Source organism: Klebsiella sp. w6, assembly GCF_033100215.1.
Lineage (GTDB): Bacteria > Pseudomonadota > Gammaproteobacteria > Enterobacterales > Enterobacteriaceae > Klebsiella > Klebsiella variicola.
In genome coordinates this window covers 2,708,788-2,730,829 of the sequence record NZ_CP136907.1, presented here as the reverse complement: position 1 = coordinate 2,730,829, position 22,042 = coordinate 2,708,788, and the positions used below count along the sequence as shown (strand labels likewise).

Genomic DNA, 22,042 nt, shown 5'->3' with positions numbered 1-22,042 from the left:
GGCTTGATCTGGAAAATAACAAATGCTCAGAGAGAATTTTAACGAGCTTCAGCTCTTTCTCGTTGTCGCCAGAGAGCGAAGCTTTACTAAGGCGGCAGGTAAACTCGGTGTCACGCAATCGGCACTCAGCCATGCCATGAAAGCACTGGAAGAACGCTTAAACATACGGCTTCTGACCCGCACGACGAGAAGTGTGGCGCCAACTGAAGCCGGAGAACGGCTTATCGCCTGCCTGGAACCGCGCATCGCGGATCTTGAGCAGGAGCTTGACTCCCTTATACAGTTGAACGGGATCGCCTCAGGGAATATCCGCCTGACCTCCGGAGAGCATGCGGCACGCAGCCTCGTCTGGCCGAAACTCAAACCGTTTCTCCGGGAATACCCGGAAATCCACGTAGAGCTCATGGTGGATAACGGCTTTGTTGATATCGTTGAAGGCCGTTTCGATGCCGGTATTCGCCTGGGGGAAAGCGTAAACAAAGATATGGTCGCTGTAAGGATAGGCCCTGATATACGTATGGCCATCGTGGCTGCCCCGTCGTATTTTGCGGATCACCCGGCACCAGAAACCCCTCATGATCTCCAGGATCATCGTTGTATCAATATGCGCCTGCCCACCGTTGGTGGCCTTTATCACTGGGAATTTGAAAAAGACGGGAAACCCCTCCGTGTTCGCGTGGAAGGACAACTGACGGTTAATCTGTTGCCCGAACGAATTGATGCCGCACTGTCCGGATTTGGCCTGGCCTGTGTACCGGAGAACATGATCCAGGACTATGTGAAGTCCGGCGCCCTGATCCAGGTATTACAGGCGTGGTGCCCCTTTTTCCCGGGCTATTATCTCTACTATCCCAGCCGTAAACAGCATCCGCCAGCCTTTGCCCTGATGATTGATGCGTTACGTCACTCAGAATAGCGGGCCTGTATATACACAAACCCGCTCCCGTTTACCGGCCCACGCGCGCCTGAAGTGCGGCAGGATAACGTTCCCCAAGGATTTTAACTGTTTCCAGGGCCCGGGAGATTTTCTCCAGTTCGCCTGGCGAAAGCTGGATTTCCGCTGCCGCCAGGTTTTCTTCCAGCCGGTGCAGTTTTGTGGTGCCGGGAATGGGAACAATCCATGGCTTCTGCGCCAGCAACCAGGCCAGTGCAATCTGCGCCGGGGTCACTCTGTTTTCTGCGGCAATCACGCTGATCAGTGACACCAGTTTTTCATTCGCCTCCAGCGCCTGTGCCGCAAAGCGGGGAACTTTGCTGCGAAAATCATCTTCGCCAAATGTTGACCCGGCCCGGATCGTCCCCGTCAGAAACCCTTTGCCTAATGGACTGAAGGGCACGAAACCAATGCCCAGTTCTTCCAGTAAGGGTAAGATTTCCTGCTCAGGCTCACGCCACCACATGGAGTATTCACTCTGCAGGGCGGCAACAGGCTGTATGGCATGGGCACGGCGAATGGTTTGCGCACCGGCCTCAGAAAGACCGAAATGCTTCACCTTACCCTCAGCAATCAGATCCTTTACCGTCCCCGCGACGTCTTCAATGGGGACGTCCGGGTCGACACGGTGCTGGTATAACAGATCGATCACGTCTGTTTTCAGACGTCGTAATGAACCTTCCACTGCTTCGCGAATGTGCGATGGTCGGCTGTTTAAAATTTGCTGCCGGTTATCATTTCCAAAGGTGAAGCCAAATTTAGTGGCAATCACCACCCGCTCGCGCAGTGGCTTTAACGCCTCACCCACCACCTCCTCGTTCAGATAGGGGCCATAGACTTCCGCGGTATCAAAGAAGGTCACGCCGCGTTCAACCCCTGCACGAATAAGTTCGATCGCCTGACGAGTGTCAGTCGCCGGGCCGTAGCCGTGACTGAGCCCCATGCACCCCAACCCCAGCGCTGATACCTGAAGTCCTGATTTACCGAGATAACGTTTTTGCATTGATACGTACCTTTTCCTGTTGTTGCGTAAATACCCGGTTCCGGCAGAAGATCACCGGCCCAGCCTGTTGATATCCGCGGTCTCGAGAATAAATGACGTGGCTTTCCCCCGCACAACACTGAGCATGGCGCGTCCCAGTATGTCCGATGTGGTAAACAAGGATGGCACCACCACTAACCAGACGGGAGACAACAGAAATAGCGGGGTGAGGAGGCGTAATACAATCCGGTACCCGGGCGTTCTGCTCCGTGCCCCTGGTGCCGGACGAATAATACCGGGGCGCACCGCGCCTGCATGGCGGAACGGCAGCCTCAGCAATTCGGACTCCACCCGCTGGCGGACACGGGCCCACATGGACTTTCCTCCTGCCCCGGCAGCAGAGCAGTAACAAAATGAGATGCCGGGATTGATACGAAGCAGCATTTTCGCCCATTTGAGTGTCAACGTTTCTGTAATGTGCGCATAGGCCGCTTCATCCATCCCACTGGAGCTGATCCCAATAGCCCAGATACAGGCATCATATCCATGTAACTTATTCTCGATACCCGAAACCTCAAATAAGTCCGGGAGGATAAGTTCCTGCAGTTTTTCATGGGTGACGCCCGTCGGCTGGCGGCCAACTACCAGAACCCTTTCCACATCCGCGGCATTCAGGGCAGTCTGAAGCACGCCGGCCCCCACCATTCCCGTGGCGCCGGTGATGATGACTTTCAATTTTAATCTCCTGCAAGCCCTTTGTTCAGAACGACCGACAGCCCCGTGTTTTCAGCGAAATGGCTGTCGTTCTCTGGGATCACAATTTAGCCGAGAAGAAACCGGCAAGCTTTTCGAAGGCCGGCTCAACATAATGTTTCACGTCGTACAGATCGACGTGTGTCGCTCCCTTGACCACAAACACTTCTTTATCCTGGCTGGCGGCTTTGCTGTAAAACGTATCAACAAAACGGCGGGCATCCGACCGTTCTCCCACGATCAGCAAGAGTGGCTGCGTCAACAACGTATTAATGCGGTCTGTTGCGGAGAAAGTCAGCAGTTTGTCGAGGCTTGTCATCATGACTTTATTGCACGATCGGGGATGCCCGGCACGGGGCGTCCGGTAATAGTCGTGGGCCTCCCGCATCGTGACCGATGTGCCTTCATCCACCGTTTCCGGGACGTAGGGCATATACCGGACGGTTGCGCCTTTTATTTCGGCCGTCCGCTGTGCGGAAACGGCTTCCAGCATATGAATCTGTTCTTCCGCGGTTAGATTCCCGTCCCAGCCTTCGCGGATCGCCGCGCCAGCATCGGTGCCGCTGACGCCGGCGATAGCCTTAATCCGCCGGTCAGTCGTAGCGGCACTGATGGCATAACCTGCGCCGGCACAAATACCCAGTACGCCAATTTTGTCCGGATGAATAAAAGACAGGGTATTGATGTAATCGACAGCACAGCGTATATCCTCAACCCGCCGGAAGGGATCCTCCAGGTAGCGCGGTTCACCTTCGCTGGCTCCCTGATGGGAGGCGTCAAAGGTGAGAACAACCAGCCCCTTTGCAGAGAGGGCTGCGGCATATAATGCCGGGGATTGTTCTTTTACCGAGCCTGCAGGGTGTACACAAATGACCGTGGGATACGTTTGTGTCTCGTCGAACCCTGGAGGAAAGTACAGCGTTCCTGACAGGTTTATCTGGTTATTTTTAAACACCATATTTTTTTTCATCAGCACGATCTCGCTTTAAACTGCAGGTTATCTGGACAGTGCATGAAGTACCGCCTGATCGACTGCATTGTCATTCATCCAGTTAGGGTACAAAGGCGTCAGGGCAGTGAGGCTATCCAGTCCGGATAATTCTTCCGGGGTCAGCTGTAGCTCTGCGGCATGAAGATTGCTGTCTAACTGTTCACGTTTACTCGAGCCCAGTAAGACGCTGGTGACGGCTTTCTTCGACAGCAACCAGGCAATTGCCACCTGGGCAACACTGGCATGATGTGCCCGGGCGATGTGGTGCATGCTGTCGAGTAAACGGAAACCGGCTTCCTTATCGGTGGGTAAAACATCGAAGCCAGAAAGCCGGCTGTTGTTATCCGGGGCGGTTCCCCGGGTGTATTTCCCACTCAGAAATCCTGCGGCCAATGGACTCCAGACGGTCAGACCAATCCCGTAATGCTCGATCATCGGAATAATGTCACGTTCGACATCACGTCCAAGTAACGAGTAGTTCATCTGCCCGTGGGTGAAGGGAGCCCAGCCGTTCGCTTTCTGCAGTTCAATGGCAGCAGCCGCCTTCCAGGCCGACCAGTTGGAAAACCCCAGATAACGCACTTTACCCGCCCTGACGACATCATCCAGGGCCTGAAGCGTTTCGGTTAATGGTGTAAATGGATCTTCAATATGAACAACATAGACATCGATCCAGTCAGTTCCCAGGCGTGTGAGGCTCTGATCCACCGAGCACAAAATGTGTCGGCGTGAAAGTCCAGCCTGAGTTAACGGCTGACCGCTACGGAAACCCACTTTAGTGGTGATCACCGCTTCCTGCCGTCTGTGCTTCAGCGCCTTGCCCAGTAAGGATTCTGATTCGCCGCCGGCGTAGGCGTCGGCGGTATCAAACAAATTAATCCCTTTGTCCAGGGCAACGGAAACCAGCTCATTCGCCAATGCGGCGTCGACTTTATAGACAGAGGCAATGTCGTTATTGCCATCCGAGAATGTCATAGCGCCAAACGCGAGACGGGATACAGCCAGTCCTGTCTGACCTAATAGTGAATATTGCAAAAGTTCTCTCCTGGTTGATCACTACAATGAGTGAGTAATCACTCATCTTTATGGGTGTTTTTGCAATTTTCTAGTACTCTCTTACGCAAGAGGGGATGCGGGTTCTCGCAGGATATAGCCGCCCGGCAGGGCGGTTGTTCACCCCTCATGATATGCCGGAGGTCACCTCGCCTCCGGCATATCCGTATTAAACCTCGAGTTTTCGCTCCGTTAACCATTCCACCATGGCCGGGTCGCGATGGGAGAAGAAGGCGCTGGTCGCGGTATCCAGTGCGGTGATTTTCAGAATATCCTCTGCGCTCAGTTCAAAGTCGAGGATGTTAAAGTTTTCTTCCATCCGTGCTTTGCGTACCGACTTAGCCAGTGAAACAACATTGCGCTGAAACAGCCAGCGCAGCACGACCTGTCCCACGCTTTTGCCATACTTATCACCGATATCCGTTAACACCGGATGCTGGAACAACCCGTTCTTCCCTTCCGCAAAAGGCGCCCAGGCCTCCGGCTGAATATCACGGCTTTGCATCCAGGGTACCGCGTGTAACTGCTGATTGAAGGGGTTGACTTCAATCTGGTTGACGGCAGGGATCACACTGTTGAAGGCCATCAGGTCAGCGAGCCTGTCAGGGTGGAAGTTGCTTACGCCAATGGCACGGATTTTACCTGCCCGGTGCAACTCTTCCATGGCACGCCAGGCCCCGTGTACATCGCCATAAGGTTGGTGAATTAAGTAGAGATCGACATAATCCAGTTGCAGGCGATTCAGAGAACGCTCAAACTGAGCTTTAGCGCCTTCGTAACTGGCACCCTGCAACCAAAGTTTGGTCGTGACAAAAAGCTCATTTCGGGCAACACCACTTTGCTTCAGCGCATTACCAACCTGGGTTTCATTCTGGTAAGACGCGGCGGTATCAATCAGACGATAGCCTGTTTCAATGGCATCCACGACTGCCCGTTCACACTCAGCGGCATCCACCATCTGAAACACACCAAAGCCAAGTTTAGGCATGGTAATGCCGTTGTTAAGTTGTACTGTTTGCATGACGGTATCCTTTATCGGTTAGGCAGGAAAAGCATAACGCAGAGTGGCGTATACGATTAGAGGGCGTAATTCACTAGGACTCATTAACAGGGTTCATTAATCACCACTCAATTAGCTACGTATCGCCTCTAACCAGCTTGTTACTGTCTCGGTTGTTTTCTTTTCCTGATCGCATTCGATGACCAGAGGCCTTTCCCGGCGAGCAGCCGGAGCGAGGCGTGCCAGCACTTCGTCGCTGTCCCCTTTACCGTACCCACCATGAGTAATGAAAGAGATAAGCAATTTTCCCGCGAGATCATGAGTACTCAGGAAGGTTTGCACGACGGGAGGTACGCTGGTTCCCCAGATGGGGAATCCCAGATACACCGTCTCATAGCGTGCGAAGTCCCCTATGTTGTTTTTCAGTGCAGGGAGGATCCCATGCGCGCGTTCCTGTTTCGCCTGTTCTACAGTCTGAAAGTAATCTTCCGGATAGGGAGTGCCGGGTTCAATCTCAAACAGGTCTGTTGTCAGGCTACGGTGTATCACACCGGCGATCACCCGGGAGTTACCGCTGCGGGAAAAGTAGACGACCAGGGTTCGGCTTTTATTCTGTACTGACCCGGTACCGGCAGCGGACGATACCGGGACAGTACTGGCAATCGTCAATCCGGCCAGGGCAGTAATCAACATTCTGCGGGTAGGATCGTGTTCCATCCGGAACTCCATTATTGTCAACGGGTCAGTGTCTGCTGTAGTGCATGTTCAGCCCGGACGGCAGCCTCATTTTCACCATGTTCACGCAATACCCGGGCCAGCTGACGTAACTGACCCACCGTCAGGCCAATGCGCTGACTGGCGCGCATATGCGACAATAACTGTGCCTCCACACCCGGCGTGGCCGCCAGAGCTCCGACAGTTGCCAGTTCGCGGCTTTCCCAGTCGAGGTTATCGCGGGAAAAAATATCGCCAAACAGGTGAGTTTGCAGAAACTGGTTAATTTCCGGTGCAAAATCAAAAACCGCGCCCTTAACCGGTCCGCCTGAAAGCAGAGCCTGATTTTCGGCGCCCACCCGACGGAGTTCGTCTCCGACAGGGATCTGTCGTTGGGGGGCTTTCCCCACAGCATCATGAAGACCCTGCTGTTTACGCACCTCCACCACCTTCATCAGTTCATTGAGCGCATTGAGGCTGCGGGGGAAACCGGTATAGGCATAGAGCTGAATGAGGATTTCTTTGGTTTCGTTGATCGTGAGTCCGGCATCAAGTCCCTGATTCAGAGCCGCATTCAGTTTCCCCATCTGGCTGCTTGCCATCGTAGCGGCAATCAGGGGGATCGCCTGCTGGCGTTCAGACAAGGTATCTGACGCAGGTTGTTGGTGGTGCATTCCGGTGACCTCTTTTTCTGCTGCGTTGACGGAAGAAACCATGAACTGGCCAGCCATCATCAGCAAGGCCACCATCGCGGAGGTTTTAATGGGCGTGATATTGTTCATCCGTTACTTTCTCCATCCAGTCAACTGTCTTTCCATTTATATTCCCGGTAATGGCCAGATGTGTCATAGCACTCTCAGGGGCGGCGCCATGCCAGTGCTTGACGCCGGGCGGGCACATCACGACATCACCCGGTCGAATAATTTGCACGGGCTGTCCTTCCTGCTGCGTCAGGCCGATACCGGAGACCACAACCAGCCGCTGACCGGCCGGATGCGTGTGCCAGGCTGAACGGGCTCCGGGTTCAAAAGTCACGTAAGCGCCGGACACATTGATATTTTTGTCAGCCTGGAACAACGGGTCGACTCGCACGCGCCCTGTAAAATTCCCGGGTGCGCCATAGGCGACAGGTTGGCTGCCCGCGCAGATAATCTGAACTGAATCGGATTCCTGTGCGAAAACTGGTGTGGCGACAAAAGAGGCGGCGATAGCTGTGATGCCGGCAATCAGCAAGTGGCGGCGAGTCAGTGCCTGACGGGCGAATTCTGTTTTATGTTCCATAGTTAACCCGATGTGAGTGATAGAACGATCCCCGGACAATGTGATTACGCCGCGGGGATACAGGAATGACAAAATGATCAGAGGTTCTGGCTATAGAACTGCGTTAGTTTCCCCATTGCCGCGTTTACATATTTAGGCACCCAGTAGGTTTCGATATGGGTGGCGCCATCAATTTTAAATAATTCTTTATTTTTGGTACCGGTCGCTTTGGCAAATGCATCTTCCGTCATATACAACGTGTCAGCTTTGGTACCGGCGATCATCAGCAATGGTTTGTTAATCAGATTGATATGATCGGTCACGTCGAAACTCATCAAATCCAGTAAACTGCTGGTTGTGTATTTAAACGTTGAGTTCGGGTGCGCATGGGTCTTCCAGTAGTATTCGTAACCCTGGCGATATAACGCAAAAGGTAATTTGGCGATCTGCTCATCCGTCAGGTTGGCATCGCCGGAGTAAAGGACTTCGCCGCCCGCAGCTTCCTGCGCTCGGGCATCAGACGCCTGCTGAAGACGCTGCTGAATGGTATCCAGCTGTGAATTCTGTAAGCCATTGCGGCGCACAAGACCTGAGTTAAACATACTGATGGTGGCAATAGACTTGAAACGTTTGTCCGTTTCAGCCGCAACCAGGGAATATCCACCACCGCCACAAATGCCGAGCAGACCGAGTCGGGCTGTATCGACCCCCGGATAGCGGGAAATGAAATCGGCCATACCATGGATATCTTCAATGCGGTTTACGGGTTTATCCACATTACGCGGTGTACCACCGCTGGCCCCCTGATAGGCAGCATCGGCTGCAATGGTAATATACCCCTGCTCAGCCAGTTTCTGGGCGTACAGACCGGCAACCTGTTCTTTCACCCCCCCGTTCGGGTGAGCCACAACAATGGCCGGATATTTTTTGGCTGGATCATAATTTGCCGGCGTGTAAACGTTAGCGGCAATATCGATTCCGTTGAGTTTATAACTGACAGGATGAATATTTACTTTGCCTTTCACATTCTCAGTGATGGCACCTTCATATACGAGGGTAAACGGATTTTGTCTGTAATCTGCGGCCATGGCTGCTCCCGTTGAGACCCCCATCATTGCGACAAGAAATGCTGAATTAATAATGCGACGTTTCATGAAACTCCCCTTTGGCGGATGATTTTTGCAGATAACTAATGGAGTTGAGGCTGTAGACTGGCCGCATTAACTCTGCACGCGGAAAGGATGGCAACAGGCCTGCTCAGAAGTTATGAAGAACATAGTACTGGCATTGTCCTGCCGGATAATCCCGTCAGACGGGATAGGCTTTATGAGCCATTCTCATAAATTAAGGAATTTTAGACTGGCACTCATCCTGGTGTGGCTCCCAGAAGGGTATGCCTCTCACAATTTATGCCCCGCTCCGTATGGCGCTTCGTTTCATTGTCAGGGCCGCTCTTTATTCAGGCCCCTGGATTCACCTGGTGATATGGGCGGTTCCCTTCACATTCGTGGGAACAACTTCAACAGACAGCCTCGTGTCGCAAATTTGCAGTTATTGTGATTTCGGCGCAATGGAACGCAAGCCGGACAGGATAAATGCGAGCACAGTTGCAGTTAATGTGAGCAGGTGGCGATTTTCATTTGCAGCTAATTCGAGCAGAAAAACGGGATAAATGCGAGTCGGCGGGATTTCAAACGCGATTCGTTACAGCTAGCGTAAAATTTGTACCACCCGGTAAGCGGATAAGAAAAGATTGATGGCCCGGTGAATGCCCTGGGGTGAAAATACATTGTAACGTGCCATCACCGTAAAGGTCATAGTGATCATCGGACAACCCGTTCAGAAAAAGCCAGTTAAGTTGGGGACGATCGAAATCGCGTCGGCAATAGGCTCCCGAAGTAAACCAGTCAGGGGCAAAGGCATATTCATACTCTTGCCTCTGGACAACATGCGTAGCATGGGGGAAGCGACCAATTGCTCCCGTATGATCAGAGTGCAAATGGGACAGGACCACATAGCGGATATCCTCAGGAGCAATGCCAATCCTCTTAAGTTGTTCCACGCAACCCTGTTCTTCTGACATCACCGGTTTAAACTGCTCTACAGTACTTCCCCAATAACCGCTGGGATCTTTCAATCCTTCGACAGCCAGACCACCGTCAATCAGCGTAAACCCATCCGGATGGGTCAGCAGAAACCAGGGGACAGGGATCTCATAATGCTCTCCCACGCCCTGATTCATCCGGATATGCTGATATCGACAATGCTGTGTTCCTGACTGGAACATGAAAAGCTTTATCTCTGGCATCATTATTTTCCACCAATAAATCAATTAAATAGATTGAAATTTAGCCTGACTCAGGCCTTGAGTCTGGATTTTTCATTATTTCGCAGGAAAGCAGTAGATGCCTGTCCCCACTTACATTTATCGGTAAAGCCAATATAATTGGTGAATGGATCTCTTCTCAGCAATGCGCATATTTATCAGGGTGGTTGAACGGGGCAGCATGTCGGCTGCAGCCCGCGATCTCGGCATTGGCCAGCCCGCCGTGAGTGAAAGAATAGAAAAACTGGAAGCACATCTTGGGACACGTTTGCTTAGGCGCAACACGCGTAATATGTCTCTAACGCACAGCGGTAACGTGTTTTATGAGCGAAGCAAAACGGCCATTCAGGCGGCAGAGCATGCTCTTTCTGTGAATGAAGAAAATCAGGGGCTGCAAGGCAAAATCCGTATTGCCGCGCCCTATTCCGCCGGAGAAAGCCTGCTGATGCCTGCATTGTTGCAGCTTCAGAACGAGCATCCGGAGCTGCAGGTCGATGTCATTTTTAACGACCGCGTCATCGATCCCGTCACCGAGGGGGTCGATTTATCACTGAGATTAGGTGATGTCTCCGAAGGTTTTTTTGTCGCGCGCCCGCTTGGCACCGTGCGCAGAGTGTTACTGGCCTCTCCGGCTCTGCTGGCGAAAATGGGTCATCCTGACACGCCGGATGCGCTGACAGATTATCCATTTGCTGCTGTTTCCGGTGTATTCGCCAGTAATCGCATTCAATTGATCGCTTCCGAAGATCAACTCATTAATGTTCCCGTCAATATTCAATTTCAGTCCACGCACTGGCGGAGTGTCCTCTCCTGGTTATTAGCGGGACATGCCATTGGTGTTTTGCAAAGTCCGGTTTGCAGAAAAGAAATGGCAGACGGCGCGCTCATCCCCCTCTTAAGCCACTATCCGATCCCGCCATTTAGTGCCTGGTTGCTCCATCCACCAGCTGGGATGATGTCGTATGAAACGCGAATTTGTGCCTCCCTACTGGAGGGCTATCTCAGAGATTTGTTGCTTGAGCCGGCCGGCTGAATAGAACAGCGCCGCCCTGGCGCGCTGAAGATGGCCTCTTGTTAATGACTCAATCTCTGATGCATGAAATCAATAAGCGCTCTTGTTTTTGCCGGCAAGTAACGCCGATCTGAATACAGAGCGAACAATTGCAAGGGGGCTGCCGATTGTTCAAATTCAATCTCGATTAACCGCCCATCATCAATATAGGGTTGGCAGGCTTGTTTCGACAGGATGGCAAAACCGACACCTGAGATGGCCGCTCGCCCTGCCATCTCTCCGCTGTTGACCCGATAACGACCGTTAACCTTAATCGTCTCGAATCCGCCCTTTTTATTCACAAACTGCCAGGGAGCGCCTTTAAGCGCATTCACCGTTGTAATACAGGGTAACTCTTCAAATTGCTGTATTCGAGAAGGCGTGCCATAACGCAGGATGACGGAGGGGGCCGCAACGATGGTGCAAGGGATCGTCACCAGATGACGGGCGATGTAGTCACTGTCATCCATCTGACCACGGCTAACAATGACAGCTAAATCCAGATCATCTCGCAGGGATTCATAACCCGACAAATTTGTGACGCAACTTATCTCCAGATCCGGATGCTGACAGGCGAAATCAGCAACAACAGAGCCCAGCAATACAGGACCGATTTCATTGGGAATACAGATACGTAATGGCCCCTTGAATTGCATTTGTCGCAACGTTAATTCGGTTTCAGTTTGCTCAAGTGCTTCCAGTAATGGTTTCGCCCGGGTATAGAGTAGATGCCCAGCCTGTGTGAGCTTCATATGTCGGGTACTGCGCTCAATGAGCTGAAGGTTCAGTTTGTCTTCTAACTGAGAAATGCAACGGCTCACATTTGATGTCGGCATTTCCAGGGCTTTCGATGCCCCCACAAAACTGTCTCGTTCCACCACAGCAATGAAGATTTTCAGCGCATTAAAGTCCAGGACCGGCCGCATCAACTATCCCACATATGATAATAATGAGTGCCATTTTTACCACCTAATCGACAAGTTTGATAGCAGTTAAGCTAGGATATCTTTCATCCACAGGTCGCTTGCTATGCCACTGGTCACCACAACATTTAATCAAAAGACGCTCATTCGGATTGCTTTGGTAATCGCTTTTGTCCAGTTTACTAATGCGCTGGAATATATGATGTTCAGCCCTGTTTTTACATTTATGGCTGCAGATTTCGCTGTTCCCGTCACCTTCTCAGGCTATGTATCCGGTATGTACACATCTGGAGCCGTCCTGTCAGGAATTATCGCCTTTTACTGGGTTGACCGTTGCAATAAGAAGCGTTTTTTAATCGCTAATATGGTACTGCTAGCCATGGCGACACTGTTGACGACATTGACCACCCGTTTTCCTCTTCTTCTTACATTGCGCTTTTTCGCAGGACTGGTTGGCGGTACGACAATGGGGGTGGGGATCACTATTTTGATAAACCACACGCCGGCTGACTTGCGCGGAAAAATGTTGGCGACGGTGATTGCGTCATTTTCGATGGTCAGCATCGTGGGGATGCCCGCTGTACTATTTTTGTGTACTCATTACGGTTGGCATGTCGCGTTGTGGTTAATCTGTACACTGTGTTGGTTGGCATTGCCACTGATCATCTTCATCATCCCTCAGGATCCCGTCACTTTCGACACGTCCCACGCGCTGCCCCTCGATGTAGATACTTTACTGTTTGCTTCCGGTAATGCGCTGGTACAGTTTAGTCCAATGCTGATCATTCCTGTCCTGGCGCCATTAATGACGCAGCTGTTGGGGGCTTCTCAAGGTCTGCTGCCCTGGTTGTTCTTCGGCGGGGGCCTGGCGGGGTATCTGTCTACCAGAATGACAGGCGCATTAACCTCTCGTGTTTCTGCTTTGAGTTTGGCGACCGGGTCGACCCTCGTTTTTATCCTGAGCTTACTGATACCCCTGATGGGCTATCCGCATCCGGCGCTATTTATTACGTTATTTCTCGGCGCAGCTTACAGTCGTCTGGTGTCATCGTCGGCGGTGACGATTCAGTTTCCTGATAACAAGCAACGAGCGGGATTCTCTTCATTACAGACATCCATGATGTATCTGATGACAACTGCCGCATTTTTCCTGTCTGCTTTTTTGTTACCCGACCATCGCATGGCGCTACAAAATATGGACACGCTGTTGGCGGTATGTGCAATTACCGCATCAGGAACCCCAATTATTGTCATCGTTTTGCAAAAGAAACTGGCTAAGCGTTCGTTCGAGCCCGATCGTTTCACCACTGAGTAGAACAGGGCGCGCCCTGCCCTGGACCTTTAAAACCCAGGTGTGGTCGCTAAATTGAGATGAGGGGCGTTATTTAGTACCTGGCGGGAAGCTTATGGATTTTGATGAGTCTTCCCTCCTCCATTTCGATAAAACCACCCGTTTTTAAATCCGCAAGAATACGCATGACACCGCTGCGAGACAGATGGGTTTTCTCGCGGATGTAGAGTTCTGCTGTGACTGCCGCGCGATAACTCTCATCTTCTTCTATGAGATTGAGCAACTGCTGGCGGATCATTTCGTACGCCGTCGGAGCGCCCTGCGGCATCACGTTGTTGTAAAGTCGGCCATACACAAACATCAGTTGCTTTGAGAGCAGTCCCCATAACGATTTTTCTTTAATAATGTCATTAACACGAGCGGTGGAGATCTCGCCAATCAGGCAGGGGTTTATGGTTTTGATATAGTCATCGAAGTAAATATCCGTCAGATTGGCAAGACCAAACACGGCGGGACTGCGTGCAGTGGACAGCATCATATTATCGTTTCGGCGATAAACCGCTACGGTTCCCTCGAGGATCAGGTAACACACCCCCTGGCCGTTCACCTTGAAATCCAGTTGCTCCCCTCTTTCGGTTTTACGTGGTGTGCAATACGGCTGTAAGTGAGTAATCAGCTCTTGCGCGTAGGGTGAACCTTTGTGAGGTCTTTCTGAAGAGGACATAACCGATAACCTTAATATTGACCTGTCTGATTATAGCGTGGCTTCCAGTCGCGGGTATCCTCATCGTCAGTATTTTCGAGGCAAATGGTTGATATCAAGCAGTATACCCCGTTCCATGGTGATGTACTTCCCGGTTCGTAGCTCGGCCAGAATTCGCATAATCCCGCTCCGTGAAAGATAGGTTCGGCTCTTAATATAGGCTGCAGCCGTAATTTTTTGCCGTATCGCATCCGGCTCTTGCATGAGTTCAACAAGCTGAAAGCGGATGATGTCATAAGCTGACATCTGCGAGATTTGTGCGCAATGCTCATACACCCGGGAGGCCGTGTAAATGAGGAGTTTCGAAAAATGCTCCCACAGATCCAGTTGTGCCACGATGTGATTAAAACAATCCAGTGGCACACGGGCGATCTCTGACGTCTCCAGCGCTCTCACATAAAGATGCTCTGAGGAAAACTGACTACTGACGCCCAGAATAAACGGTGCTGATTCAGAATTTAAAACAATGCCATCACCGCGACGGTGCAGCGCAACGCTACCTTGCAATAGCAAAAAGCACTGCCGGATATCATCTTTATAATAATGCACGACGTCACCTCTGCCGATCACGACTCTTTCTGCTGCTGGCAACACATGTTTTATCAATGCCTCAATGTGCCGGAATGGTTTTAATTCCAGAGCAAGTGATTTGTCATGATTTTCCGGGGGGGTTAAGCGCGTGTTCATAAGCAGCCTCAATTCCTCAACTGTGATCGCTTTTTGTATCGTCCTGAAGAATTATCTTAAAAATTAAGAATCCACGGAATATTGAGTTGCAGTCTAAAAGTAGACCCGCCCAAAGATGCTCTCTAAGTTATTGATTTTTTAATCCATGAGGTGTCGGTCTAAAAATAGACTGAGCATTAACAATGCCAATAAACAAGCAATAAATGTTGAATATTCGTTAAATGAAAGTCTACAGGTAGACCCAGAAAATAATTGAGTTTAAGAAAATGATTAGATAAATTTTAGCCAGTCAGCAGAACAGTTCAGGGTTTACCGTAATTAATTATGGCTGCCATGCTGCACAGTAAAATAAAGGCACCGGTATATAAAGAGTGTATACGCTCCTCGGCACCCTATTGCCTGAATACGAGTGGTATACAAAGTTAATAAGGAAACAGAGTAATGAAAAAAAGTCTTATTTTAGTTGCATTGACCGCAACTGCAGCGCTGTCAACATCTCACGCTTTTGCTGCCGCTGGCACCGTAAATTTCGTTGGGAACATTCTGGATACTGCCTGTGAAGTCGATGTGGCATCGCAAAACCAGCAGGTTAACCTCGGTAATTTTTATAAAAGTGAATTCCCGAACAGTGGCACAAAAGCGGCTGCAAAAGATTTTAATATTGTGCTTAAAAACTGTCCAACCACGGTAACTTCGACAAAAGTACGCTTTGATGGCCCCCCCGATCTGACCAACCCTAACCTGCTGGCTATTGATACCTCAGCCTCCAGTGCGGCGTCAGGGGTGGCGATTAACCTGATGACTGCCGATAAAGTCGATCTGCCTTTGCACGGTGAGAACAGCTATAACTACGTGCTTAGCAGCACCCAGGACAATACGCTGAAATTCTATGCGCAATATATCTCCACCACGGCATCAGTAACGCCGGGTACGGCCAACTCCGTTGCTAACTTCTCCATTGTATATAACTGATTTTCTGTTCAGAAAACCTGATGGGGTCGATACGGCCCCATGTTTTAGAGGTCTAAAATGAATGTTCTTCGCAGTATCTTGCTCACCACCACGATAATGAGTATTGGCTTATCTTTTGCTCAGGCGGGTGTCGTTATTGGTGGCACGCGCGTCATTTTTGATGGTAATAAAAAAGAAGCTTCTATTAGCATAAACAACCCGGGTAACACCCCCTATCTTATCCAGTCATGGATTGAAACGCCGGGTGATGGGGTCGGGAAGGCACCTTTTATTATTACCCCGCCGTTATATCGACTGAATAATGGGCAACAAAACGTCGAGCGCATTGTTGCCACCGGCGCATTACCTCAGGATAAAGAGAGTCTGTTTTGGCTTAATATAAAAGCTATACCCTCCGCATCTCAAGTTGACAATACGCTGCAAATTGCCATTAAAACCCGAATTAAACTCATCTACCGGCCGGCGACGATGAAAGGCGCCTCCCCTGAAGAACAGGCCGATAAATTACGCTGGCAACGCGTAGGGAATAAAATACAGGTAAACAATCCGACTCAGCATGTCATGAATTTTAATGAAATCTCGCTTGCAGGTAAAAGAGTGCCTGATGTCAGTTATGTATTACCCGGCAGTACGGCGATGTTTGATTTACCCTCCGGCGTAACGGGCGGGCCAGTGACATTCAAAATTATCAATGACTATGGCAGTCCCGGGGCAGAACACAAAGCCAGTCTGTAGGCTGGCGAAAAGACACTGAGTGGGATTTATGATGATGGCAATGGATTATATAAAAGTACGATCTCCACGGTTGGCATTGTTGATAACCATCGCGCTCTTCGGTACTACACAAAATAGCTATAGTCGCGATTTTTTTAACCCAGAGCTGGTTGAACTGGATAATCCAGGGACAGAAAGAGTCGATCTTTCAGGTTTTGAATCTGGTGCGCAAGCCCCCGGGAATTATCATGTTGATGTCGTCCTGGACGATCAGTTAGTCGATACCCGCGATATTATGTTTGTTTTGCTGAAAGAGCGTGGCGATGAAGAAAAATTAGTCCCCTGTTTATCCATTGAGCAATTAGCAAGCTGGGGAGTCAAGACTGGACTTTTTCCTGCGTTAAAGGGCGAAACCTCCTGTGCGAACCTGTCCGCCATTCCTCAGGCCAGTACAGATTTCCAGTTTGCCATGCAGCGTCTGGTATTGAGCATTCCGCAAGCGGCAATCTCAGCGCAAGCTCGTGGATCGGTGCCACCAGATCGCTGGGATGAAGGGATTAACGCCGCCCTGCTTAACTACAGTCTGAGTGGGGCGAATAACTGGGCCAAAAATAACAACAGCAGCAACAGTGATAGCCAGTATGCCAACCTGCGTCCGGGAGTAAACATCGGCCCCTGGCGGTTAAGAAATTACACCACCTGGTCGCGAGATTCACAGGGGCACGATGCCTGGGACACGGTTTATACCTATGCACAACGTACGATAATCCCGTTAAAGTCGCAGCTCACACTGGGTGACAGTTCTGCCCCGGCAGATGTTTTCGACAGTATGCCTTTCCGGGGAGGACAACTTGCTTCCGATGATGACATGCTGCCCGACTCCCTTAAGGGCTATGCCCCTGTGGTGCGTGGTATCGCCCGGACCAATGCCCAGGTGATCATCCGCCAGAATGGCTATCAGATTTACCAGAGCTTTGTGGCGCCGGGCGCGTTTGAAATTACGGACATGTATCCTACCGGCGGCGCCGGCGATCTTGATGTCACGATTAAAGAGGCTGATGGCAGCGAGCAGCACTTTAGCGTGCCATTTGCCTCACTTCCCGTATTACAGCGTGAAGGCCGAATAAAATATGCTTTAACAGGCGGCCAATATCGTTCGTACAACGGCAGCGTGGATAAGACACCCTTTGGCCAGATGAGCGTTATTCTCGGCTTGCCCTACGGGTTCACGTTTTACGGTGGATTGCAGGAGTCGAGTAAATATCAGTCGCTTGCCGCGGGCGTGGGTAAAAACATGGGTGACTTTGGCGCTATCTCCAGCGACATCACCCAGGGCTGGTCCACGCCGTACAATATGCCGAAATCCAACGGTCAATCCTGGCGGGCTCGATACAGTAAAAATTTTGCTTCAACAGGCACTAACTTTGCGATTGCCGGCTACCGCTATTCGACCAGCGGCTACTATGGCATGCAGGAGGTCCTTGATTCTTATGGTGACAGTAATGCGCTCCAGGATAGACGCCGCAACCGTGCGGAGCTGACGTTGAGCCAGGGGTTGGGAGATAATCTGGGATCGGTGATGCTGAACGCCTCGCATGAAGATTACTGGAATTCAGGTAAGGCGATGGAATCCTGGAGCGTTGGGTATAACAACTACTGGCACAGTATCAGTTACGGTCTGACATGGACCCTGAGCAGGAATGGTAGTACGGGATCGTACAGCGATCACCAGAGCGACGGTAAAAACCAGATGCTGGCGCTAAATATCAGCATCCCGCTGGAAAAACTCTTGCCGCAGACATGGGCAAACTATGGCATGAATGCCAGCAAGCATAACGGTACGACACACAGCGTTGGGTTGAATGGCGTTGCGATGCCAAATAATGCGCTTAACTGGAATATTCAACAGGGTTACGGCACTCACGACGTGGCCTATACCGGCAATATGAATGGTGATTATCGAGGCACCTATGGCGAACTGACGGCCGGGTACAGCTATGACAAAAATACCGACCGTCTGAATTATGGGATTCAGGGAGGCGTGGTTGCGCATGCCAATGGCGTGACGTTCTCTCAGCCACTGGGTGAAACCAACGTGCTGATTGCTGCCCCCGGGGCTGCCGGTGTAGGAATCCAGAATATGACCGGCGCGACAACCGATTATCGCGGATACACGCTTGCCTCTAACTTAATGCCTTATCGCAAAAATGATGTGTCATTAATCACTGAAACATTGCCGGCTAACGTTGAGTTAGAACAAACGGTCAAAACCGTGGTCCCGACGCGTGGCGCGATTGTCAGGGCGAACTATCTGGCAAGCGTAGGCGTTCGCATGTTGATGACCTTGACCCAGCAAAACGGCCAGTGGGTACCGTTTGGTGCAATTGCCAGCATTGAAGGTGCAGAACACAGCAGCTTTATCGTTGGCGAAAGCGGTCAGGTGTATTTGACGGGCCTGGATCCCCAGGTCAACCTGACCGTGAAATGGGGAAATCAATCCGCAAACACCTGCAGGGTGCATTATTCGATTAATATGGCGAAGCTGAATAACGATGTGATTATCGATACTGCTGCTTGCCGTTAACGTTGAACTGAATTTTTAAATCAGGTGCATAGACATGCGACTTTTCCGATCTGCATTATTAATGCTGGCTTTGTTGTTTCCCTTGAGTGGCATCTGCTGTAACTATAATTTCATCGGCTCTCCCTATACTGTGGATTATGGCAATATTATCGTTCAGCGCGATGTCCCCGTTGGGCAAGCAATCAGCAATGAGATATATGGCTCCTTAGCACATGCTTATTCCTGCATTACAACCGGCAATGAAGGGTCAAGCTCAGGGATGAAAAGCGGGGTTTTACCCTATGTCGCGACGTACGGGGCGCGGCGCGTTTATAAAACCAATGTGCCTGGGGTGGGTATTTCTTTCGGCTTTTATATGAATTCCAAAGCAGGCGTTTCGACTTATAGCGGCACCGATTATATTGACCGCGGTAACGCTTCATTGTCCAGTTGGTCATCAAACCCTGGAGAGTTAGTTAGCCATGACTATCAGCCGGTTATACAATTCTGGAAGATTGGTGATATTACATCCGGCTCAGTGACGGGACAACTTGCATCGTTTGTCGCCTTCACAATGCAATATCTCGGCGGAGAACAAGCTCCTGAGATACCTGTGAATGCGGGGGCCGGATCTATTACCCAGGTGGCATGTGCGGTAAAAACATCGAATATTTTATTTGAACTGGGGGACGTCTTGGTTAGTGAATTCGGCTCTGCGGTAGGCACAACGCCCGCTAATGCGCAGAAGACGCAGAATCTCATTCTGGACTGCGATGCCGGAGCCAATATTAACGTCATGCTCACCGGGCCACAAAATCCCGACGTCAGCGATAATACCGTGCTGGCATTAACCGGTCAGGGCAGCGCAGGCGTCGCCCGTGGGGTTGGCGTGCAGCTGGTTTATAACAATACTCCCCTCACCCTTGGCAATAATCTGGTTTTGAAGAGAACCACGGGTGGCCAGGAGATGTTCCCATTAACAGCACGCTATTATCAGACCAATACAACGGTAACCACCGGCATCGCAAACGCGTCCGCAACGCTGAGCCTTACCTATCAATAAGGGCTGTTAAATGAAAATGAATATACTAGTCTTGCTGATGGCATGCGCAACAGCATTACCTGCGCTGTCGGCAGACAATGTAGATATTAAAGTCACAGGCCGTATTATCGCAGCACCCTGCGTTTTTAACGGTGGAAATTCAAATATGAATATCGATCTTGGTAATATCCAGGCAACAAATATGTTCACACCTGGATCTTCGTCCGATCCGGTTTCTTTTAACCTGCTATTTACCAGCTGTCCGCCGGGTACGCTGAGTGTGACGACACGTTTTAGCGGAACGCCTGACCCGGAAGCGGGCATGAATTATTACCAAAACAGCGGCACGGCCACCCGCGTGGCGATTGCTATGTCTGATGCCACCACGGGTGTGTTAATGGGCAATGGATCCAGCATCACCCAAAATATTGCCGCAGACAGAACGGCGAAGATGCCGATGAAAGCGATGGTCACTTCTGTGGCAGGAAGACCGACACCAGGTTCCATTCGCGCTGTCGTCGTTTTGACAATGCAGTACAACTGACTGGCCGCTGGCTATAGAGGATCCAATGCGCGCTAGTCGTTTTCCTCTTCAGGGAACTAACCGGGTGATAGTACATACTGCATCTATTACCCACATTCAGGAGAGCTATTATGTTTCGGTATGGTAAATGGTTAATATTGTAATAAAAGAGCCGGATACCCTCTTTCAGCGTGGGCTGACCTTTCTATTTAGTGATTTCTTTTCCCAACACAATACCAAAGTTGACTTCAATTTTAACTTTACGTCGGAAAGTGTGAAGGTAGCGGACGTCATTGTGCTGGCATTATGTCCAGGAGAGTGTTTTATTTGCTGTCCTGAACTGCAGGAGCGAAAAAAAGGGATTGTGATTGGCGTTGTTGATGATGATACGCGTGTTACGGCTTTACCCTCTTGTTTTCAGGATATTATCTTTATTTCTCGTCGGGATTCCGTCACGCGGTTACGTACAGCATTGCACGGTGCCTGGCACCGGCTGCAGCAGACAAATACGCGACAGTCATCCATGTCCTGTTGTGATTGCCAGCCCACCAGGCTGTCTCCACAGCAGATCCGCATCATGACCTGTTTATATGAGGGGATGTCGGTCATGCAAATTGCAGACGAACTCATGATTAGTGAGAAAACGGTCTATGCGCATAAATATATGGTCATGAGAAAATTTAACTTACGCAACGATCATGAGCTAATGCTCCTGCTCAATAAACTGACCAAAAATTGCGCCTGGCCAGGTGGCTTTATAAATATATAACTCAATGATAGCAAAGGTGATAAAAACAACTGATACAGGGGCATACGCCCCTGCGTGACTACCGGCGGCTCATGGCCAGCTTCGCGGCAAATAGCAGAAACAGGCAGCCGGTTGTCCGGTCCATCCATTTCACCACGGCTGGTTTTTTCAGGATGCCGGCGGCATAGCGAGTGGCGGTAATCAGCGTTAACGACCACAGCGTCCCTATCAATACATGGATGGTGACCAGGAGAAAGGTCCAGTTGATCGGTGAATGCCCGGCAGGGATAAACTGGGGCAAAAACGAAACGTAGAAGACGCCCATTTTGGGGTTAAGCACATTCCCCAGCATCCCACGCAGGAACCAGTTACTCGTGGAATCTGATTCGGTCGGGTTGGGGTTAAATTGCTGGCGTGGGCGCAGGAGCAACTGGATGCCCAGCCAGCAAAGGTATCCTGCTCCGCACCATTTCAATAAGGTATAAGCCAACTCAGAAACCGCCAGTAGCGCACCTAAACCAAAGGCCACCAGCGCGCCCCAGATAAAGCATCCAAGATCAATGCCTAACGCGGCATGCAAGGCTTTGCGTCCCCCTTCAGCGGTCGCCGTGCGGAGAATAAGAGCAGTATCAAGACCTGGCGTCAGGGTAAGCAGTGTGGCTGCGAGGGTGTAAGCAAGAAGTGAATCAGTGACGAGCATTTCCTGTCTCCGAAAGAGACAAGGCTACTGAAGCATTCACATTTTTGCAACA

The 22,042-nt window shown here is 50.7% G+C and carries 22 protein-coding genes and 1 pseudogene; 9 read left to right on the top strand and 14 right to left on the bottom strand.

All coding sequences use genetic code 11. From position 1 onward, the window contains the following. Positions 1–22: 22 nt before the first annotated feature. On the top strand, positions 23–916 hold the full coding sequence (locus R0140_RS13455; protein ID WP_032735611.1) for a LysR family transcriptional regulator: 894 nt from the start codon (positions 23–25) through the stop codon (positions 914–916). A 31-nt stretch (positions 917–947) separates the two neighbouring features. Here the strand turns inward: R0140_RS13455 and R0140_RS13450 are convergent, their stop codons facing one another. The 10 genes and pseudogenes from R0140_RS13450 to R0140_RS13405 all read right to left on the bottom strand — a co-directional run. Next, entirely contained in the window at positions 948–1,937 is a 990-nt protein-coding gene (locus R0140_RS13450) for an aldo/keto reductase (protein ID WP_032735612.1), read from the bottom strand. Between the two features lie 51 nt (positions 1,938–1,988). After that, positions 1,989–2,651 carry an NAD-dependent epimerase/dehydratase family protein gene (locus tag R0140_RS13445; protein ID WP_032735613.1) on the bottom strand — a complete coding sequence of 221 codons (663 nt, stop codon included), beginning with the start codon at positions 2,649–2,651 and terminating at the stop codon, positions 1,989–1,991. A 79-nt stretch (positions 2,652–2,730) separates the two neighbouring features. Beyond that, complete coding sequence (locus tag R0140_RS13440; RefSeq protein WP_032735614.1) at positions 2,731–3,639, bottom strand: alpha/beta hydrolase; 909 nt, start codon at positions 3,637–3,639, stop codon at positions 2,731–2,733. Positions 3,640–3,666: 27 nt separating this feature from the next. Continuing rightward, positions 3,667–4,695, bottom strand: coding sequence for an aldo/keto reductase (locus R0140_RS13435; RefSeq protein ID WP_032735615.1), 1,029 nt, complete (start codon positions 4,693–4,695; stop codon positions 3,667–3,669). A 187-nt stretch (positions 4,696–4,882) separates the two neighbouring features. Continuing rightward, positions 4,883–5,734, bottom strand: coding sequence for an aldo/keto reductase (locus tag R0140_RS13430; protein ID WP_032735616.1), 852 nt, complete (start codon positions 5,732–5,734; stop codon positions 4,883–4,885). A gap of 111 nt (positions 5,735–5,845) precedes the next feature. Continuing rightward, positions 5,846–6,430 (bottom strand): flavodoxin, encoded by a 585-nt coding sequence (locus R0140_RS13425; RefSeq protein WP_032735617.1) that lies wholly within the window; start codon positions 6,428–6,430, stop codon positions 5,846–5,848. Positions 6,431–6,447: 17 nt separating this feature from the next. Continuing rightward, a complete protein-coding gene (locus R0140_RS13420; RefSeq protein ID WP_369821943.1) occupies positions 6,448–7,161 on the bottom strand; it encodes a carboxymuconolactone decarboxylase family protein in 714 nt (237 codons plus the stop codon). A 25-nt stretch (positions 7,162–7,186) separates the two neighbouring features. Beyond that, positions 7,187–7,708 carry a (R)-mandelonitrile lyase gene (locus tag R0140_RS13415; RefSeq protein ID WP_177341731.1) on the bottom strand — a complete coding sequence of 174 codons (522 nt, stop codon included), beginning with the start codon at positions 7,706–7,708 and terminating at the stop codon, positions 7,187–7,189. Positions 7,709–7,785: 77 nt separating this feature from the next. Next, positions 7,786–8,841, bottom strand: a complete 1,056-nt coding sequence (locus R0140_RS13410) for an alpha/beta hydrolase (protein WP_032735619.1) — start codon at positions 8,839–8,841, stop codon at positions 7,786–7,788. Between the two features lie 551 nt (positions 8,842–9,392). Next, positions 9,393–9,998: pseudogene (locus tag R0140_RS13405) on the bottom strand (N-acyl homoserine lactonase family protein); the annotation flags it as partial. Between the two features lie 160 nt (positions 9,999–10,158). Here R0140_RS13405 and R0140_RS13400 point away from each other — a divergent pair. Beyond that, positions 10,159–11,046, top strand: coding sequence for a LysR family transcriptional regulator (locus R0140_RS13400; RefSeq protein ID WP_032735620.1), 888 nt, complete (start codon positions 10,159–10,161; stop codon positions 11,044–11,046). Positions 11,047–11,087: 41 nt separating this feature from the next. On the opposite strand, the gene R0140_RS13395 is transcribed toward R0140_RS13400, so the two are convergent. Further along, positions 11,088–11,990, bottom strand: a complete 903-nt coding sequence (locus R0140_RS13395) for a LysR family transcriptional regulator (RefSeq protein ID WP_032735622.1) — start codon at positions 11,988–11,990, stop codon at positions 11,088–11,090. Positions 11,991–12,093: 103 nt separating this feature from the next. Between R0140_RS13395 and R0140_RS13390 the strand changes: the two genes are divergently transcribed. Next, the gene (locus tag R0140_RS13390) at positions 12,094–13,302 is read left to right on the top strand and encodes an MFS transporter (protein ID WP_032754410.1); all 1,209 of its coding nucleotides are present in this window, start codon (positions 12,094–12,096) and stop codon (positions 13,300–13,302) included. Positions 13,303–13,372: 70 nt separating this feature from the next. Here R0140_RS13390 and R0140_RS13385 read toward each other — a convergent pair whose 3' ends face one another. Next, on the bottom strand, positions 13,373–14,002 hold the full coding sequence (locus R0140_RS13385) for a helix-turn-helix domain-containing protein (protein ID WP_004891914.1): 630 nt from the start codon (positions 14,000–14,002) through the stop codon (positions 13,373–13,375). A gap of 66 nt (positions 14,003–14,068) precedes the next feature. Beyond that, positions 14,069–14,728 (bottom strand): winged helix-turn-helix transcriptional regulator, encoded by a 660-nt coding sequence (locus R0140_RS13380; RefSeq protein WP_022065813.1) that lies wholly within the window; start codon positions 14,726–14,728, stop codon positions 14,069–14,071. A gap of 441 nt (positions 14,729–15,169) precedes the next feature. Here R0140_RS13380 and R0140_RS13375 point away from each other — a divergent pair, with 441 nt between their 5' ends. The 6 genes from R0140_RS13375 (at position 15,170) to R0140_RS13350 (ending at position 21,311) form a co-directional block, all read left to right on the top strand. Then, on the top strand, positions 15,170–15,700 hold the full coding sequence (locus R0140_RS13375) for a fimbrial protein (protein ID WP_032735624.1): 531 nt from the start codon (positions 15,170–15,172) through the stop codon (positions 15,698–15,700). A gap of 57 nt (positions 15,701–15,757) precedes the next feature. Next, positions 15,758–16,435 (top strand): fimbrial biogenesis chaperone, encoded by a 678-nt coding sequence (locus tag R0140_RS13370; RefSeq protein ID WP_032735625.1) that lies wholly within the window; start codon positions 15,758–15,760, stop codon positions 16,433–16,435. Positions 16,436–16,463: 28 nt separating this feature from the next. After that, on the top strand, positions 16,464–18,998 hold the full coding sequence (locus R0140_RS13365; RefSeq protein WP_317704047.1) for a fimbria/pilus outer membrane usher protein: 2,535 nt from the start codon (positions 16,464–16,466) through the stop codon (positions 18,996–18,998). 34 nt (positions 18,999–19,032) lie between these two features. Next, positions 19,033–20,040, top strand: a complete 1,008-nt coding sequence (locus R0140_RS13360) for a fimbrial protein (RefSeq protein WP_286125801.1) — start codon at positions 19,033–19,035, stop codon at positions 20,038–20,040. Between the two features lie 10 nt (positions 20,041–20,050). Next, complete coding sequence (locus tag R0140_RS13355) at positions 20,051–20,563, top strand: fimbrial protein (protein WP_022065809.1); 513 nt, start codon at positions 20,051–20,053, stop codon at positions 20,561–20,563. A gap of 127 nt (positions 20,564–20,690) precedes the next feature. Then, positions 20,691–21,311 carry a helix-turn-helix transcriptional regulator gene (locus R0140_RS13350; RefSeq protein ID WP_317704046.1) on the top strand — a complete coding sequence of 207 codons (621 nt, stop codon included), beginning with the start codon at positions 20,691–20,693 and terminating at the stop codon, positions 21,309–21,311. A 58-nt stretch (positions 21,312–21,369) separates the two neighbouring features. Here R0140_RS13350 and R0140_RS13345 read toward each other — a convergent pair whose 3' ends face one another. Further along, positions 21,370–21,990 (bottom strand): LysE family translocator, encoded by a 621-nt coding sequence (locus R0140_RS13345; RefSeq protein ID WP_023322627.1) that lies wholly within the window; start codon positions 21,988–21,990, stop codon positions 21,370–21,372. Between the last annotated feature and the right edge of the window lie 52 nt (positions 21,991–22,042).

Coding starts and splice junctions, on each gene's coding strand:
- R0140_RS13430 (WP_032735616.1), bottom strand. CDS start 5,734: ATGCAAACAGTACAACTTAACAACGGCATTACCATGCCTAAACTTGGC.
- R0140_RS13450 (WP_032735612.1), bottom strand. CDS start 1,937: ATGCAAAAACGTTATCTCGGTAAATCAGGACTTCAGGTATCAGCGCTG.
- R0140_RS13425 (WP_032735617.1), bottom strand. CDS start 6,430: ATGGAACACGATCCTACCCGCAGAATGTTGATTACTGCCCTGGCCGGA.
- R0140_RS13375 (WP_032735624.1), top strand. CDS start 15,170: ATGAAAAAAAGTCTTATTTTAGTTGCATTGACCGCAACTGCAGCGCTG.
- R0140_RS13400 (WP_032735620.1), top strand. CDS start 10,159: ATGCGCATATTTATCAGGGTGGTTGAACGGGGCAGCATGTCGGCTGCA.
- R0140_RS13440 (WP_032735614.1), bottom strand. CDS start 3,639: ATGAAAAAAAATATGGTGTTTAAAAATAACCAGATAAACCTGTCAGGA.
- R0140_RS13345 (WP_023322627.1), bottom strand. CDS start 21,990: ATGCTCGTCACTGATTCACTTCTTGCTTACACCCTCGCAGCCACACTG.
- R0140_RS13355 (WP_022065809.1), top strand. CDS start 20,051: ATGAAAATGAATATACTAGTCTTGCTGATGGCATGCGCAACAGCATTA.
- R0140_RS13455 (WP_032735611.1), top strand. CDS start 23: ATGCTCAGAGAGAATTTTAACGAGCTTCAGCTCTTTCTCGTTGTCGCC.
- R0140_RS13390 (WP_032754410.1), top strand. CDS start 12,094: ATGCCACTGGTCACCACAACATTTAATCAAAAGACGCTCATTCGGATT.
- R0140_RS13415 (WP_177341731.1), bottom strand. CDS start 7,708: ATGGAACATAAAACAGAATTCGCCCGTCAGGCACTGACTCGCCGCCAC.
- R0140_RS13410 (WP_032735619.1), bottom strand. CDS start 8,841: ATGAAACGTCGCATTATTAATTCAGCATTTCTTGTCGCAATGATGGGG.
- R0140_RS13370 (WP_032735625.1), top strand. CDS start 15,758: ATGAATGTTCTTCGCAGTATCTTGCTCACCACCACGATAATGAGTATT.
- R0140_RS13395 (WP_032735622.1), bottom strand. CDS start 11,990: ATGCGGCCGGTCCTGGACTTTAATGCGCTGAAAATCTTCATTGCTGTG.
- R0140_RS13350 (WP_317704046.1), top strand. CDS start 20,691: ATGGTTAATATTGTAATAAAAGAGCCGGATACCCTCTTTCAGCGTGGG.
- R0140_RS13360 (WP_286125801.1), top strand. CDS start 19,033: ATGCGACTTTTCCGATCTGCATTATTAATGCTGGCTTTGTTGTTTCCC.
- R0140_RS13365 (WP_317704047.1), top strand. CDS start 16,464: ATGATGATGGCAATGGATTATATAAAAGTACGATCTCCACGGTTGGCA.
- R0140_RS13420 (WP_369821943.1), bottom strand. CDS start 7,161: ATGATGGCTGGCCAGTTCATGGTTTCTTCCGTCAACGCAGCAGAAAAA.
- R0140_RS13385 (WP_004891914.1), bottom strand. CDS start 14,002: ATGTCCTCTTCAGAAAGACCTCACAAAGGTTCACCCTACGCGCAAGAG.
- R0140_RS13380 (WP_022065813.1), bottom strand. CDS start 14,728: ATGAACACGCGCTTAACCCCCCCGGAAAATCATGACAAATCACTTGCT.